At 73.5% G+C, this 15725-nt stretch carries 11 protein-coding genes; 6 read left to right on the forward strand and 5 right to left on the reverse strand.

The annotated features are described in order from the left end of the window. Positions 1–643 precede the first annotated feature (643 nt). Positions 644–3490: a BTAD domain-containing putative transcriptional regulator gene (locus ACQEVC_RS37375; protein ID WP_432887753.1), complete on the forward strand. Its 2847-nt coding sequence runs from the start codon at positions 644–646 to the stop codon at positions 3488–3490. 200 nt (positions 3491–3690) lie between these two features. Continuing rightward, positions 3691–5064 (forward strand): TrpB-like pyridoxal phosphate-dependent enzyme, encoded by a 1374-nt coding sequence (locus ACQEVC_RS37380; protein WP_432887756.1) that lies wholly within the window; start codon positions 3691–3693, stop codon positions 5062–5064. A 113-nt stretch (positions 5065–5177) separates the two neighbouring features. Here the strand turns inward: ACQEVC_RS37380 and ACQEVC_RS37385 are convergent, their stop codons facing one another. The 5 genes from ACQEVC_RS37385 to ACQEVC_RS37405 all read right to left on the reverse strand — a co-directional run bounded on the left by ACQEVC_RS37385 (position 5178) and on the right by ACQEVC_RS37405 (position 10425). Further along, positions 5178–7739: a hypothetical protein gene (locus ACQEVC_RS37385; protein ID WP_432887759.1), complete on the reverse strand. Its 2562-nt coding sequence runs from the start codon at positions 7737–7739 to the stop codon at positions 5178–5180. Next, on the reverse strand, positions 7736–9070 hold the full coding sequence (locus ACQEVC_RS37390) for an SWIM zinc finger family protein (protein WP_432887762.1): 1335 nt from the start codon (positions 9068–9070) through the stop codon (positions 7736–7738). The genes ACQEVC_RS37385 and ACQEVC_RS37390 overlap by 4 nt, the downstream gene beginning before the upstream one ends. Positions 9071–9116: 46 nt before the next feature. Beyond that, on the reverse strand, positions 9117–9524 hold the full coding sequence (locus ACQEVC_RS37395; protein WP_432887765.1) for a VOC family protein: 408 nt from the start codon (positions 9522–9524) through the stop codon (positions 9117–9119). A 68-nt stretch (positions 9525–9592) separates the two neighbouring features. After that, complete coding sequence (locus ACQEVC_RS37400; RefSeq protein WP_432887768.1) at positions 9593–10087, reverse strand: SRPBCC family protein; 495 nt, start codon at positions 10085–10087, stop codon at positions 9593–9595. After that, positions 10084–10425 (reverse strand): ArsR/SmtB family transcription factor, encoded by a 342-nt coding sequence (locus tag ACQEVC_RS37405; protein ID WP_432887771.1) that lies wholly within the window; start codon positions 10423–10425, stop codon positions 10084–10086. Before ACQEVC_RS37405 ends, ACQEVC_RS37400 begins: the two co-directional genes overlap by 4 nt. A gap of 140 nt (positions 10426–10565) precedes the next feature. On the opposite strand from ACQEVC_RS37405, the gene ACQEVC_RS37410 reads away from it, so the two are divergent. From ACQEVC_RS37410 to ACQEVC_RS37425, 4 genes are all read left to right on the forward strand, one after another. Further along, positions 10566–11588: an SMP-30/gluconolactonase/LRE family protein gene (locus ACQEVC_RS37410; RefSeq protein ID WP_432887774.1), complete on the forward strand. Its 1023-nt coding sequence runs from the start codon at positions 10566–10568 to the stop codon at positions 11586–11588. A 61-nt stretch (positions 11589–11649) separates the two neighbouring features. Continuing rightward, the gene (locus tag ACQEVC_RS37415; protein WP_432887777.1) at positions 11650–12837 is read left to right on the forward strand and encodes a sensor histidine kinase; all 1188 of its coding nucleotides are present in this window, start codon (positions 11650–11652) and stop codon (positions 12835–12837) included. Then, complete coding sequence (locus ACQEVC_RS37420) at positions 12822–13460, forward strand: LuxR C-terminal-related transcriptional regulator (RefSeq protein WP_432887780.1); 639 nt, start codon at positions 12822–12824, stop codon at positions 13458–13460. Before ACQEVC_RS37415 ends, ACQEVC_RS37420 begins: the two co-directional genes overlap by 16 nt. A 109-nt stretch (positions 13461–13569) precedes the next feature. Beyond that, a complete protein-coding gene (locus ACQEVC_RS37425; protein WP_432887783.1) occupies positions 13570–15714 on the forward strand; it encodes a hypothetical protein in 2145 nt (714 codons plus the stop codon). Positions 15715–15725 lie beyond the last annotated feature (11 nt).

Below are 15725 nucleotides of genomic sequence, written 5' to 3' on the forward strand. Positions count from 1 at the left end.
CCGAGCACGGACACCGGACCGGAGCATGTTCGGCGAACTTGCCGACCGCGATCAGGTCCGCCGGTCCTGCCCCGGCCTTCGCAGCGCGGGCACCTGCCGCCGGTGCGGGTGTAGCTCCCCCAACGGTCGGCGGCTGATCGACCCGGCCTGGCCGCGCGGCTGATCTGCCGACCCCGCCGGGACGGACCGGCGGGACCCGAGCTGCCGTCGCCCGGGGCGGGCGCGAACCCCGCCGACCGGGCTAGAGCCGATTCCCACGGCGTGGCCCGACCTCCGACCGGCCCGGCGCACCTCTGCCGGACGCGCCGCGCGAGCGCCCCGGTGGCCGCCAGCTCGCCTCCGGAGAATGCGCGTCAACCCGTCGGCCCGTTCCCGCTGCCAACCGGCACCGCGCCGGACCGCCGGACACGGCGAAGACCCGGACTCCACCACCGGCCGGGCGGCGTTGCCCCGCATCCGCTCCAGGCCTCCGGTGCGGCCGGTGACGCCGTCCGTCCGGAAAGTAGTCGGGACGTGCAGGCAACCAACGGATCCCGCCAGTTGTCAACCCTGTAGATCCTAGGGGGACGACCTACACCGGACACTTCTGTCTGGTACACAGGGATTGTTGATCACAATGATGAATTTTCGGATCCTCGGTCCTGTGCGGGCCGAACATCGCGGGACGCCGGTGGCCGTGGGTCGGCGCCGGGAACGCTGCCTGCTCGGACTGCTGCTCCTGGAGGCGGGCCGCCCGGTGCCGATCCACCGCCTGGTCGACCTGCTGTGGGACGGAGACCCGCCCGACACCGCTCCGGCCGTGCTGAGCACCTACGTCTCCCGGCTGCGCACCGCACTCAACGCGCCCGGAGACGGCAGCGGCGAGGCACTGGTCCGGCGCGGCGACGGGTACGCGATCGAGGTCGACGCCGAGGCGGTGGACGCGCACCGGTTCACCCGGCTGGTCGAGCGGGCGCGTTCGTTGACCGGGGTCGGCCGGGCCGACCTGCTCCGCGAGGCGCTCGACCTCTGGCGCGGTACACCGCTGGCCGACGCACCGGAACCGCTGCGGGAGCGGGTCTGCGCCGGACTGGAGCGGCTGCGCGGCTCGGCGATGCTGCTGCGGATCGAGACGGACCTGGCGCTCGGCGCTCACGAGGAACTGCTCGGCGAGCTGACCGAGCTGGTGGAACGCGACCCGTCGGACGAGACCCTCGCCGGTCACCTGATGGTCGCGCTCTACCGCACCGGGCGACGCCAGGACGCGCTCCAGACGTACCACCGGACCCGGCGGCGGCTCGCGGACGAGTTGGGCCTGGACCCGGGGGCCCAGCTCAGCGGACTGGCCCGGGCCGTCCTGCGGGGTGATCCGGTGCTGGACCTCGAGCACGGCAGCGACGACCAGGCGGAGCCGCCGGCCGACGACCAGCTCGGGACGAAAGCCGACATCCCGCCGGCCCAGCCGGTGGTGCCGGCGCAACTGCCGCTCAACCTGCCGGTCTTCGTCGGCCGGACCGCCGAACTCGACCGGCTAGACGCCATCCTGTTGCCGACCGGCGACTCGCCGCCGGGGTCTCCGGTCGCGGTGATCTCCGGAACCGCAGGGGTCGGCAAGACCGCCGTGGCGGTGCGGTGGGCACACCTCCGGGCCGCACGCTTCCCCGACGGCCAGTTGTACGTCGACCTGCGCGGCTTCGATCCGGCCGGATCGGCGCCACCACGGCCGGACCAGGCGATCCGCGGCTTCCTGGGCGCGCTCGGGGTTCCACCGCAGCACGTACCGGCGGATCTGGCCGAGCAGGCGGCGCTGTACCGCAGCCTGCTCGCCGGCCGGCGGATGCTGGTACTGCTGGACAACGCCGCCGACACCGCACAGGTCCAGCCGCTGCTGCCCGGCTCCCCCGGCTGCGGCGTCATAGTGACCAGCCGGAACTGGTTGTCCGGTCTGGTGGCTGGGGTGGGCGCCGAGCCGCTCGCCCTCGACCTGCCGCCGGTCGTCGACGCCCGGCACCTGCTGGCCCGGCGGATCGGTGCGGACCGGGTGGCCGCCGAGTCGGACTCGGTCGACGAGATCATCTCCCGGTGCTCCCGGCTGCCGCTGGCGCTCGCCCTGGTGGCCGCCCGGAGCGCCGCCCGGCCCGGGTTTCCACTTCGGGCCCTGGCCCAGGAACTGCGCCGGCCCGACGACCGGCTCGACGGGTTCGGCGACGGTGATCCGGGTACGGACGTGCGGTCTGTCTTCGCCGGCTCCTACCACACCCTGTCGGCGGGGGCGGCGCGCCTGTTCCAGCTATTCGGACTGCACCCGGGGCCGGAGATCGGTGTCGCCGCCGCAGCCAGCCTGCTCGGGGTGCCACTCGGGCAGGCACGCCCGGCCCTGGCCGAGCTGGCCCGGGCGAGTCTGCTTGTCGAACGCTCCCCCGGCCGGTACGGCTGCCACGACCTGCTCCGTGCCTACGCCGGCGAACTGGCGCGCGATCGGGAGCCCCAGCCGGGACGGCAGCAGGCCGTACGCCGGCTGTTCGACCACTACCTGCACACCGCGTACGCCGCCGCCCGACTGACCCACCCGCACCGGGACGAGATCAGCGCCGCTCCGGCCGAGCCGGGGGTGACCGTCGAGACGTTCCACAGCCCCGAACAGGCGCGGGCCTGGTTCGGCACCGAGCAACCGGTACTGCTCGCCCTGCTCGGCGAGAACTCCCCTGTGGACTTCCCGCACGCCTGGACCCTCGCCTGGACGTTCGCGCCCTTCCTCGACGAGCACGGCCACTGGCCCGACCTGGTGGCCGTACTGGAGGGCGCGTTGGCCGCGGTGCGCCGACTCGGCAACCGGCCCGACCAGGCGTACGCACTGCGCTATCTCGGGATCGCCTACCTGCGGCTCGGCCGGCACGACGACAGTCACTCGCACCTGCGGCAGGCCCTCGCGCTCTTCGCGGAGCTGGACGACCCCGTCGGCCAGGCACAGGTGCAGCACAACCTGGCCCTGGTCGCCGAGCAGCAGTCCCGGTACCGTGACTCGCTGCGGCACGCCGAGCAGGCGCTGGAGCTGTTCCGGGCGGCGGGACACCGAATCGGCCAGGCCCGGGCGCTCAGCTCGGTGGGGTGGTGCCGGGCCCAGCTCGGCGAGTACGAGTCCGCCCTCACCTCCTGCTATCTGGCCCTGGCGGAGCAGCAGGAGCAGGGCGACCGGCCCGCCGAGGCGCACACCTGGAACAGCCTCGGGTACGCCCACCGGCACCTCGGCCAGCTCACCGAGGCGATCGCCTGCTACCGCCGGGCCCTGGAGCTGTTCCGCAGCCTCGGCAACCGTCCCGCCACCGCCGACACGCTCGTCCGGCTCGGCGACGCGCGGTATTCCGCCGGTGGAGTGGAGACCGCCCGCCACACCTGGCGGGAGGCCGTGGAGATCTTCGACGACCTCCACCACCCGGACGCCGACCGGGTGCGCACCCGGCTGCGACGGCTCGGTACCGGACAGGTCCCGTACGGCCCGGCCCGGCTCTGACACCCGGGCACGGTTGGCCAGCGGGATCGACCGCGGTTTCGGCGACGCTTCGTCGGGCCGGCCGTCGTCGCCGGGCCGGCCGTCGTCGCCGGCCGCCGGCGCGGACGTCGAGCCGCGCAGGTACGCCAACCCGCCCGCCCCTGCCGGGACGGCACGGCGATCGTGGACATCACCGCCTCGGGACGGTTCAATTCGTGCCCATGGGTGAGCCGAGCAAGATTCTGCTGGACGAGTCGGAGATGCCGCGTCGCTGGTACAACGTCGTGGCCGACCTGCCCGCCGCACCGCCGCCGGTGCTGCACCCGGGCACGCTGGCGCCGGTCGGTCCGGACGATTTGGCGCCGCTGTTCCCGACGGCACTGATCGAGCAGGAGGTCACCGCCGAGCGCTACGTGGACATACCCGAAGACGTACTGGACGTCTACCGACTCTGGCGGCCGTCCCCGTTGTACCGGGCGCACCGGCTGGAGCGGGCGCTCGGCACCCCAGCCAAGATCTTCTACAAGTACGAGGGCGTGTCGCCGGCCGGGTCGCACAAGCCGAACACGGCGGTGCCGCAGGCGTACTACAACGCGGCGGCGGGAATCCGCCGGCTGAGTACCGAGACCGGTGCCGGCCAGTGGGGAACCGCGCTCGCCTTCGCCTGCTCGCAGTACGGCCTGGACTGCGAGGTGTGGCAGGTGCGGGCCTCGTACGACCAGAAGCCGTACCGGAAGATCATGATCGAGACGTTCGGCGGGGTCATCCACCCGTCGCCGTCCGAGCTGACCGCGGCCGGCCGGGCCGTGCTGGCCAAGCAGCCCGACTCACCCGGCTCGCTGGGCATCGCGATCTCCGAGGCGGTCGAGGTGGCCGCCGGCAGCTCGGACACCAACTACGCGTTGGGCAGCGTGCTCAACCACGTACTGCTGCACCAGACGGTGATCGGTGAGGAGGCGATCGCCCAGTTCGGCAAGGTCGGGTTGACGCCGGACCTGATCGTCGGCTGCACCGGCGGCGGCTCCAACTTCGGCGGACTCGCGTTCCCGTTCCTCCGGGAGAAGCTGGCCGGCCGGATGGAGGTGACCATCCGGGCCGTCGAGCCGGCGAGCTGTCCGTCGTTGACCCGGGGCGTCTACGCGTACGACTTCGGCGACACCGCCGGGATGACCCCGCTGATGAAGATGCACACTCTCGGACACGACTTCATCCCCGACCCGATCCACGCCGGCGGGCTGCGCTACCACGGGATGTCACCACTGATCTCGCACGTCTACGAGCTGGGGCTGATCGAGGCGGTGGCGAAGGGCCAGCGGGAGTGCTTCGAGGCGGGCGTGCGGTTCGCGCGTACCGAAGGGATCGTGCCGGCCCCCGAACCCACCCACGCACTGGCCGCCTGCATCGAGGAGGCGTTGCGGTGCAAGGAGACCGGCGAGGAGAAGGTGATCCTGACCGCGCTGTGCGGGCACGGGCACCTGGACCTCGCCGCCTACGGCGCCTACCTCGCGGGCGACCTCGCCGACCACGAACTCTCCGAGTCGCAGCTACGCACCGCGACCGCCGGGCTGCCGTCGGTACCCGCCGGTCCGGCGTAGCCCGCGTCCGGTGAACCTTTCTCCACCCGCACCGCGCGACGCACGCGCCGGGACCTCCACCTGCGGCCACGACGGACCGCATGGGGTTGAGAGAGGTTCAGCGGTGGCCGGCGCTATCCGGTCGCCGCGGCGGCCGGGTGGCCGAGCGCGGCGACGAGGCGGCGGGCCTCGGTCGAGAGCCGGCTCGCCCCCCGGCGGGCGGCCACCTCGGCCAGCCCGGGGACGGCGATCGGGACACCGGTGGCGGTCGCCGTCTCCGCCGCCAGGGTCAGCAGGTCGGATACGCCCGGGCGTGGCTTCGGCGCGGCCAGCAGGGCCGGCAGGGCGGCGGCGAGCAGTCGCCAGGTGCTGAGTCGGGCACCGGCCAGGGCCAGGTCCCGGAGCGGCTCGACCGTCCGGGTCAGGGTGACCATCCCGCCCGACGCCAGCTCCCCGAGTTGCCGACCCACGGAGGCGGCATCCCACTCACCTGCGGCGGCGAGCACCAGCAGGGCGTCGACGGCGGCAACCCGGTCGGCCCGGTGCCGTGCGGCGAGCCCGTACGCCAGGGCCAGGTCGAGCGCCGTCCCACCGTCCCCGGTGCTCTCGGCGAGCAGCGGCAGTATCTCGGCACCGCCCCGGAGGTCCTGGTCGGCGGCGCCGGCGATGTCGTTCAGCGCGTACGCGGCGACCAGTCCCCGATAGCCGGGCAGCACGTACGGCCAGAGCCGGGACCATCGCGCGCAGTGGTTGTCGAACCGGGCCACCCGACCGGTGAGCAGCCCCAGCGGGTCGTCGAAGTGCTGCGCGCCGGCCTCCTGCGCCGTGCCGACCTCGACCTGCACCCGCTCGACCGGGGTGGCGTGTTTACCCGAGTAGTAGTAGGTGACCGGCTTGAACTTTACCCTGACGGGCCGGAACGTCGGCGGCGGCAGCCCGCCGGAACGCAGCCAGGCGGCGAGCCGGTCCCCGCCCGGGGTGCGCAGTGCCTCGGCGCGTCCCGCCAACGTGTCGTCACCGCCGGGCGGCAGCCGGAGCAGCGCCTGGGTCAGGTCCCAGCGCCACGGCTGTGCCTCGCCGAGCGCGGCCAGCCGGTCGTACAGCGCGGACGGGTCGAGCGCGCCGTTCGTCGAGGTGGGCGTGGCGAGCAGGACCACACCTGGGGACCGGCCGAGGTAGGTGCCGATCTCGGCGAGCCGGACCCGGAGCAGCCGGTGCGGCGGGGCGATCCGCGGGTCACCGGCCAGTTGGGACCTGTACGCGGCCGAGAGCAGCCCCACCCACCACCTGCGCAGCGTACTGATCTGGGCCGGGCCGGCCGCCGCGCGCAGCAGATCCTCGACCGGGCCGTGCAGGCAGGACGGCGACCAGCGGTGCTCACCGGAGCCGTGCCGGTCCAGCACCGGCGCCAGCGCCCGGGTCAGGGCCGGCTGGTCGGTCGTGGTCAACCGGACGGCCGCGTCCAGCACCCGCTCCAGCGGCAGCGTGGTGAGCCCGGTGCTGAGCAGCGTCGCGACCTCCTCGGCCAGCTCGTCCGGGTCGGTGATCGGGGGTGGGACCGCCGTCGACGCCGGCGCGGGCGGCAGGTCGTCGCCGGAGCGCGCGACCACGCTGGCCGGTGCCGGTGCCGGTGCCGCGCCGTGCCTGGCGGCCAGTGCCACGGCTCGGTCCCGCAGCTCCACCGCTGGGTGCTCGGCCGCCGCGCCGAGCACGTCGGCGATCTCCGCGGCCCGCTCGGGCCGCTGCCGGGCAAGCTGGTCCAGCCAGCGAAGCTGGGCGCGTACCAGGCCCTTCTCGGGGCGGATCAACACCGCCCGGGACGCGTCGAGCAGCTCCTCCAGCTCGACGTCGGCGGCTCCGCGCAGCGCCTTCTGCGCCATCGACGCTACCGGCCCCGGGCCGTCGGCGAGCAGCCTGAGGTAGTCGCCGGCCCGGTCGGCGCGCTCGGCCGGAGTCGGGGCGAGCAGGTCGTGCAGGACGAGGAAGGGGCGCAGCGCGGCTGCCCGGTCGCCCCGGACCAGCCGGTCGACGCAGCCGCCGAGCAGCACCGCCCGGTCCACCCGGCCCTCGGCGGTGAGCTGGACGAGGGCGTGCGGCAGGGCCATCGCCGCCCCGGTGTGGTAGTCCTCGAAGCCGAGCCGGCCGCCCAGCCCGTCCACCTCGAAGAGCCGGGGCAGCAGCGGGTCGAGGAAGGGGTCGGCGCGCAACCGGTCGGGCAACGGGGGTGCCTCTCGCCCGCCGCTTGGCCAGGACATCTCGTCGAGCCAGCCCTCGACGAACCGGTCCCCGGTCGGCGGGGTCAGCTTCTCCTCGACGAAGAGGTAGGCGACCAGACCCCAGCTACCCGGCGGGGTCCCGGTGAGCCGGCCCGCGAGCCGCCGGGCGAGGTCGGGCAGCCAGTCGATGCCCCGGTCCCGGGCCGCCGCCACCACCGGCGGACCGGCCGCCATGTCCAGCTCGACCGCGCGCCGCCCGAGGATCTCGGCCGCCTTCGCCGCGCTGGGCAGGCAGCCGACGGCCGCCACCGCGAGCGCCGCCGCCTCCCGGCCGACCCACCAGTTGTCCCTGAGCCGGCGGACGAAGGCGACCAGTTCGACACCGAGCTGCCGGCGGTCCGGCTCGGACAGCCCGGCGAGCGCGTCGGCGACCGCCTCGACCGCGCGCTGGTGGATGAGGTCGAAGATGCTCTCGGTCACGCCGGGTCCTGCGCCGGTGCGCCGACCATCGACACGGCGAGGGCGTGCTTGCACGGCCCGCGCTGCCCCCGGTGCCGGGCCCACCAGGGACAGGAGCAGGTGTACCGGCCGTCCGGGTGGCTGCGCACCCGGTAGACGTCGGCACCGTTGCGTACCGTCGCGGTGGCGCCGTCGACCTGCACCGCGCCCGCCTCGACCAGGGCCCGGGCGCCGAGCAGCCGGGGGTTGTCCCGCTCGGCCCGGCCGGCGTCGTACGGCAGCACCCGGTGGAAGTACGCCGCCTGCGACACGTCGAAACCGACCCGGCCGGCGGTGCCGAGCTGCGCCAGCGCGGCACGGACCCGGTCGGTGCCGATCCCGGCCCCCTCGGCGAGCGTGTCGACGTCGATCGTCGGATCCCAGGAGAGCAGCGCACCGACCAGCTCGGCGTCGTCCACGACGTCGTCTCCGGCCAGCGCGGCGAGGCTCGCCCCCTCCCCCGAGAAACCCCGGTACGGCTCGGGCGAGAGGGTGAGCGACAGCCGCAGTTCGCCGGTGTCCAGTTCCCAGCCGCTCGGCAACGGCGGGGAGCCGGCCGCGACGGTCGGGCCGTACACCCGGAGGGTTTTCGCGTGGCGCAGCAGTCCGCGCAGCGTGGCCAGCCGGTCGGCCCCGGCCAGGCAGACCGCGCCCGGCACCGGTCGCCCGGTCAGCCGCAACGACCGCCCGGCCGGCACCGCCCAGAGCACCGACCGGTCTCCGGCGCCGGGCAGCCGGCGCAGGAAGGCGGCCGCCTCGGTGGCCGGTATCTCGGCCCGTGGCTCGAAGGCCGCCGCCAGCACGTGCACCTCGGCGAAGCCGCGCAGCCAGCGCCCCGGCAGCGGGACCTTCTTCTCCATCACCGATCCGTCCAGGGTGGAGACGGTGAGGTCGTCCGGCCCGACCGAGAGGTGCAGCGGGTCGAGCCCGCCGACCCGGGCCAGCGCCGCCCGCAGCGGCGGGTTGACGTCGACGTTGGTGGTGCCGTGCGCGACGATCTCGCCGTCGATCCCGGCCGGCAGCGCGTCGAGCCGGGCGTAGACGCCGCAGCAGCCGGAGAAGGACTCGAAGCGCAGCCGGTCCCGACTGCCGGTCACCACCGGGTCGAGGCTGGCCGGGTCGGCCGGCCGGTAGTAGCGGCTGCGGGCGACCTCGGCCACCGCGAGCAGGCCGGCGGCGGCCGCCCGTGGCATGGTCAGGAACCCGGAGAAGAACCGGGGGTTGGCTACCGGCCCGCCACTGGTCTGTAGGGCCAGACCGTCGGGTCGGAGCGTGGAGGGGCCGAGATACCGGTACGTCTGGACGGCGGTCACGGCAGCGGATGCTACGCGGCCGTACCGACATCCGAGGGCCGGCCGGCTATCCCCGGGAGGAGATCTGCTGCACGGCCCAGCCGTTGCCGTCCGGGTCGCTGAAGAAGACGAATCCGACGTTGTCCAGCGGCTCCGCGACGGCCTCCGGATTCTCGCCGAGGACCTGGATCTCGCTGACCTCGACACCCCGCTCGACGAGTTGGGCGCGCGCCTTGGCCAGGTCGTTGACGACGAGTTGCAGCCCGCGCAGCGAGCCGGGCGGCATGTCCGGCACGGCGCCGGTGCCGATCACGATCGAGCAGCCCGAGCCCGGCGGGGTGAGCTGGACGAGGCGTACCTTGTCGCTGATCCGGGTGTCGTGGTCGACATGGAAGCCGAGCTGGTCGGCGTAGAAGGTCTTGGCCCGGTCCACGTCGGAGACGGGGACGACCACCACTTCCAGGGTCCAGTTCACGGTGAGTGCCTCTCTGTGTGTGTCGACATCGGTGCCCGGCCGGTGCCGGGGACCGGCGGTCCTCGGGGTCAGCGGGCCTCGATCCGCTCCGCGAGCAGGTCGTCGAGCCGGCGGTAGCCCTCGGTCACGCCGCGCCGCATCGGATAGCGGAGCACCCGGTCCCGGCCTTCGGGCGTGGCGTAGCGGATCGTGCTGGTCAGGGTGGTCACTCCGGCCCGTTCGGCGAGCCGGTGGCTGATCAGGGTGTCGCCCGGGTACGACTGGTCGTCGTACCGCTCGGTGTAGACCAGCCGCCGGGCCGGCTCGATCACCTGGTAGATCCCGCCGTGCGCCATCTCCTCGCCGCCCGGGCCCCGGGAGCCGAACCGCCACGCGCCGCCGACCCGCAGGTCCACCTGGCAGTCGACGAGCTGCCAGCCGCGCGCGCCGAACCAGCGGCGGAGCAGGTCGGGGCGGGTCAGCGCGTCGAAGACCAGCCCGGCCGGGGCGTCGAAGGCGCGGCTGAGCACGATCTCCCGGTCGGTCGGGGTGGTCACGGTCAGCTCCCGGTCGCCGCTGGTCACCGCCCCTCGCCGCCCTCGGCCTGGAGTTCGGCGAGCAGGCCGTCGAGCCGCTGGTAGCTCTCGGCCCAGTAGTCGCGGTAGTTCTCCAGCCAGTCCAGGGCGGCCTTGAGCGGCCGGGCCTCCAACCGGCACGGCCGGCGTTGCGCGTCCCGGCCCCGGGAGACGAGCCCGGCCCGTTCCAGCACCTTGAGGTGTTTGGAGACGGCGGGTTGGCTCATCGCGAACGGCGCGGCCAGCTCGGTGACGCTGGCCTCGCCGGTGGCCAGCCGGGCGAGGATCGCCCGCCGGGTCGGGTCGGCCAGGGCCGCGAAGGTCGCGTCGAGCAGATCCGCACTCATCTTTTGTAACCTCTCAGTTCTATAACCAGATGGTTTATATCGTTACCCGGCCGGAGCCGTCAAGCCGACCCGCCCGGGCCTGTCCAGGGTGGACGGAACCGGACCGGCGACGGCAACGATCCGGATGGATACCATGAGCCATGGCCAAGCCCCGGATCGATCCCGTCGTGTGGCGACCGGAGCGGGCACCGGCCCGGGCCCGCCAGGACAGCGGCACCGACCGGATGCCACCGGTACGCCTGCACGCCGTGCCCGGCCAGGGGCCGGAGGACGTCGCGGTCGACTCCGCCGGCCGGGTCCACACCGGGCTCGCCGACGGCCGGCTGGTGCGGCTGTCGACGGACGGCACCGGGCCACGGGTGATCGCCGAGACCGGCGGCCGGCCGCTCGGCGTCGAACTGGACCGCGACGACCGGCTGGTGGTCTGCGACGCGGCACGCGGACTGCTCCGGGTCGACCCCGACACCGCCCGGGTCAGCACCCTGGTGGCCGCCGGGACCGTGGTCGGGTCGGCGCCGCTCCGGCTCTGCAACAACGCGGCGGTGGCCGGCGACGGGTCGATCTGGTTCAGCGACTCGTCGCAGCGCTTCGGGCTGCCGCACTGGAAGGCCGACCTGCTCGAACACTCCGGCACCGGACGCCTGCTCCGGTGGCGTCCGGACGGGCGTACCGAGGAGGTGCTGACCGGGCTCCAGTTCGCCAACGGGGTGGCGCTGGCGGCCGACGAGTCGTACGTGGTGGTGGCCGAGACCGGGGCGTACCGGCTGACCCGGGTGTGGCTGGCCGGGCCGCGTACCGGAGAGGTGGACCGGCTGGCCGACAACCTGCCGGGCTTCCCCGACAACCTCGCCCCCGACGACGACGGGCTGCTCTGGATCGCGATGGGCTCGCCCCGGAACGCACTGCTGGACCGGGTCTCGCCGTGGCACCCCGCCGTGCGGCGGGCGGTCTGGGCGCTGCCGGACTTCCTGCAGCCGAAGCCGGCGGACACCGCCTGGGTGCAGGCGGTGGACGCCGAGGGCCGGGTCCGGTACGACCTCCAGGCATGCGTCCCGGGCTTCTCGATGGTCACCGGGGTACGCCGGCACGGCGACACCGTCTGGCTGGGCAGCCTGCACGGCAGTGCCGTCGCGGCGTTCGACCTGATGACCGCAACGTCTTGATCGTGGGAGTCCGCCGCAGAGCGGACTTCCGCGTACTCCCGGGATTTGAAATCTTGGGAGCGTGGCGGGGGTCGACGGGCGGGAACAAGCCGAGCGCGTGCTGGTGCGCGGGTTCGGGGCGCTCCGGCTCGCGCAGTACGCCACGGCCGGGGCGGCCGCCGTCTCCACCGACCGGTCGGCATACCTGCGGCCGGGCGTCGTGTTCGGCCTCTACGCCGTCGCCGCCGTGTGGTCGCTCGTGCTCTACGGAGCCGCGCTGCGCGGGCGGCGCATCACGTCGCTCGCCGTCGTCGTCGACGTCCTGCTCATCGGGGTCGCGCTCGTCGTGATCGGCCGGTCGACCGCGCCCGGTCACGCGATCGGGTGGGCGAACTGGACCGTCGGGCCGGCGAACGCGGCCGGCGTACTCGCCGTCGTGTTCAGCCCGCGCTGGCTGGCCGCACCGTCGATCCTCCTGCTGTCCGGCTGCTACCTCGCCGGGGTGTGGCGGGATCTCGCCGCCGGCTCCTCGCCCCTCGCGTCCGCGACCGGCAACATCGGCTCGCTGGTCCTGTTCACCGTCGCCGCCGGATTCGCCGCCGCCTGGGTACGCTCGTCGGCGCGCGCCGCGGACGAGGCCCACACGTCCGCGCTGGCGGCCCAGCGCCAGGCCGCCGACGCGGCCGCCCGGATGGCGTCGGTCGAGGCCCGGGACTGGGAGCGACGGCGGCAGTACCGGAACCTGCACGACACGGTGCTGTCCACGCTGACCGTGGGTGCGATGGGGCAGATCGACCTCAACACCGAGCAGTTCCGCAGCCAGTGCGAGCGCGACGCGCGGTACCTGCGCTCCCTGATCACCGGGTCGGACGACGCGATGTCGACGGACCTCAGTACCGGGCTCGGGCGCGTCGTGCGTGACCTGGCGGCGCTCGGGCTGCGGATCGACCACAACTCGGCGGAACTGCCGACGGGCGTGCCCGGGCACGTCACCGAGGCGCTACTGGGGGCCACCCGGGAGGCGCTCAACAACGCCCGCAAGCACGCGGGCACCGGGCAGGCGTGGCTGACGACCCGAGGCGACGGCACCGGCGGGGTGCGCGTCACGGTCGTCGACCGGGGCGCCGGCTTCGTGCCCGCGACAGCGCGGAGCGGGTACGGCCTGCTGGGCTCGATCCGGCACCGCGTGGTCGAGGCCGGCGGCCAGTGCGACATCACCAGTACGCCCGGCGAGGGCACCACCGTGGAGATCACATGGAAACCGTCATAACCATCGGCGCGATCGACGACGAGAAGATGCTGCTCCAGTCGTTCGCGAACTGGTTCGGCAGCACGCCCGACATCCGTTTGACGGCGGTGGCCGCGTCCGTCGACGAGTACCTTGCCGGAGCCGACGCTCCGGCGATCGTGCTACTCGATCTCGACCTGGGCAACTTCACCGACCCGGCGCACAACGTGGCGCAACTGACCGCCACCGGCCGCCAGGTGATCGTCATTTCGGTGGTGAAGGACCGCCGCTGGGTGGTCTCCGCGACCGAGGCCGGCGCGGTGGCCTACATCCCCAAGGAACGCGATCTCCACGATCTGGCGGACGCGATTCGGGCCGTGCACCGCGGCGAGACGCCGACGTCGCCCGAGCACGCGTTCCTGCTGAGCGACGACGACCGCCGCGGTCCGTCGCTGACACCCCGGGAACGGCAGATCCTGCTGGGGGTGGCGGAGGGCATGACGCACATCGCCATCGCGCGGCGGCTCGGCATCGAGAGGAGCACGGTGAAGACCCACCTGGAACGGGTCCGACAGAAGTACCGGGACCAGGGGCGACCCATCACCAATCCGGGTGACTACCTCAAGCGCGTCGGCGAGGACCCGATCCGCGGTGATCTGTCCTAGGCCGTACATCTAGTTTCCAACTGTCTTCTGTAGTGTGCGGCGCACGCCGCGACGATCCTGGAAAGCAGATTGATCCGAGTTCGCACTCATGTCGTCCTGGGGAGCCCGAGTGAGTGAGGTGGCGATCGCCAGCCTGCGGGAGCTGGCCGGGCCGGAGCTGTACCGGCGCAACGCCTTCCGGGTCACCGGCCTGCCGGTGGACGTGGACCGGCGCACCGCGCGAGCGCGGCAGCAGCAGTTGACGGCGGCGTTGCGGGTCGGTGCCGACGTGGACTGGCAGGGAACCTCGGCCACCACCGAGGATGTGCGCGCCGCGTTCGACGTGTTGGGCGATCCGCGCCGCCGCCTGGTGCACGAGGTGTTCGCCGTGTGGGGTCCGCCGGACGGCTGCGAATGTCCGGCGGGTGTGCACTACGACCACGACGCCGCGGTGCGCGCACACGCAGCGGCGCTCGACATCGGCCCGTCCGACCTGCTGGCCTCGACCATCTCCGGCGCGCTGCCGGGCCAGTGGACGGCGGCGGCGACGGCCTGGACGAAAACGCTGCGATCGGCGTCCTTCTGGCGGCACCTGCACCACCGTGTGCAGCGGCTGGACGACCGGCAGCTCGACGCGTCCGCCGTGGACGCGCTGCGCGCGGAACTGCCGGTGGCGTTGGTACGCCCACTGCTGCGGCTGGCGGTCTCCGCGGCCTACCCCGCGCCGATCCGGAAGAACCTGGCCGAGTGGCCCGTGCCGGCCCGGGATCGCGACCGGCTGATCGAGGAGGCCGCCGAGCCGCTGTACACGGAGCTGGAGTCCGTCGTGCGCGACCTGCACACCCGGCTGGACTCCGGCGACGCCGACGAGATCGTGACCGAGATGCGCGCCCGGCTGAATCCGCTGCTGGCCCGGCTGGAAGGGTTGGCGCCGCGTGACCGGCACCGCCGAACGGACGCCGCCCGCGACAAGGTCGCGGTGCTGCTCAACAACTGCGCCCTCGCCCGGAACCGGGCCACCGGGCAGTACGAGGGCAAGGTCAAGGGCTGGCTGGCGGAGGCGGAGAAGCTCGCCACCGATCCGGAGACCCGGCGTCGGGTCCGGGAGAACCTGCGCGGCTTCGACGAGGCGGACGAGGCGCTCAACCAGCTCCGGTTCACGGTCGACGAGATCCGGCGGAACCGCGGGCGGTACGAGGCCGCGAGCTTCCTGCGCGGCATCCTCGCCGAGGCCACCGACGAGGCGCTGCTGGCGGCCGTCCGCGAGATGCTCTCCGATCTGGACGAGGGCGCGCCGATCTCGTACCGCCCACCCAACCGGTCGGTCCGGTACGGCTCACGGATGGAGCTGTCCGACTGGGACGTTCAGGTCAGGCGGCAGCGCCGTCGGGCGGTGGCCACCCTCGTCGCCTGCGCGGTAGTGGTCGTGGCGCTCGTGATGATAATCAACGCCGCGACCGGCCCGGACGAGAGCGGGGTCGACATCCACCCGGCCGACTACAACGACGTCCCGCAGGAGATCATCTGCGTCCAGGACGCGGACGACTGGCGCGACGGCGATTCGACGGTGGTGAAGGTGGCCTGCGGGCAGGAGCACGCCGCCGAGGTGTTCGCCTATGTGACGCTGCAGGGCGCGGTCGCCTCCTGGCCCACCGCGGACTACGACTACCTGGCCGGCCTCGCCCGCTTCAGTTGCGGCGAGCAGGCGAACCACTTCGGTCTGTCGGCGGGCAGCGGATACACGACCGACGTCGTCCTGCCCGCCCCGGGCGTCATCACCCAGGCGGACTCACCGTCCAACTACGCGACATGCCTGGTTATGCGTACCGACGTCGAGCGTTGGTCGTTCCGGGCGGCCTCCCAGCAGACCGGGGCCCAGCTCGCCGTACCGCGACCGCTGACGTCCCGGGAAGGCCGGGACCACAACGCACCGGCCGGATACTGTGTGGAACTCAAGCAGGAGCACGACGGTGTGGACAACGTGTGGCCGATCGTGCGCTGCGACGGCCCGCACTGGGCCGAGATTCTCGGCTACGAGATCCTGGCCTGGCCGCCGCCCGGTGCGTCACTCACGGCGGACACGACCCGGGCGCGGCTCGTGCAGGAGGCCGACCGGACGTGCCGGCGGATGGCGAACGAGCTACGGGTGCCCGACACGTTCTCGATCTCGGCGATCCCGTCGGAATGGTGGACCGAGCAGAGTCAGGAGCGGATGTACGCGGCCTGCCTGGCACACCGCAAGGACCACCAGCCCTTTGACGGGCGAGCCCGGTAGCCCGGCAGATG

The sequence above is a fragment of the Plantactinospora sp. CA-294935 genome, from assembly GCF_050936445.1.
Lineage (GTDB): Bacteria > Actinomycetota > Actinomycetes > Mycobacteriales > Micromonosporaceae > Plantactinospora.